Annotated in this window: 1 pseudogene; it reads left to right on the top strand. The window is 77.3% G+C overall.

The window, feature by feature from the left end:
* Positions 1-278: pseudogene (locus tag ADL22_RS14900) on the top strand (amidohydrolase); the annotation flags it as partial.
* Positions 279-343: the final 65 nt, after the last annotated feature.

Here is a 343-nt window from a genome sequence, read left to right as displayed (position 1 = left end):
CCCGCCTCTTCGGTGAGGACCGGGTGTTCGCGTACGAGCCGGCGACCGGCAGCGAGGACGCCGGACTGCTGGCGACCGCCGCCGGGGCGCCGCTGTACTACTGGTGGCTGGGCGGCTGGGACCCGGACGAGTTCCGCACCGCCCTGGCGGCCGGGCGGCTCGCCCAGGACATCCCCTCCAACCACTCCCCGCACTTCGTCCCGGTCGTCCGGCCGACCCTCACGATGGGCGTCCAGGCGCTGACGGTGGGGGCGTTGAGGCGGTTGGGGACTGCGTAGGAGGGGACGGGGGCGGGGGCGGGGTTCGGGCGGGGGCGGCGGGGGGGGGGGGGGGCTTCCGGGAG

Source organism: Streptomyces sp. NRRL F-4489 (assembly GCF_001509485.1).
GTDB lineage: Bacteria > Actinomycetota > Actinomycetes > Streptomycetales > Streptomycetaceae > Streptomyces.
The sequence above is the reverse complement of the archived record's forward strand: the minus strand, read 5'-3'. Positions and strand labels throughout refer to the sequence as shown.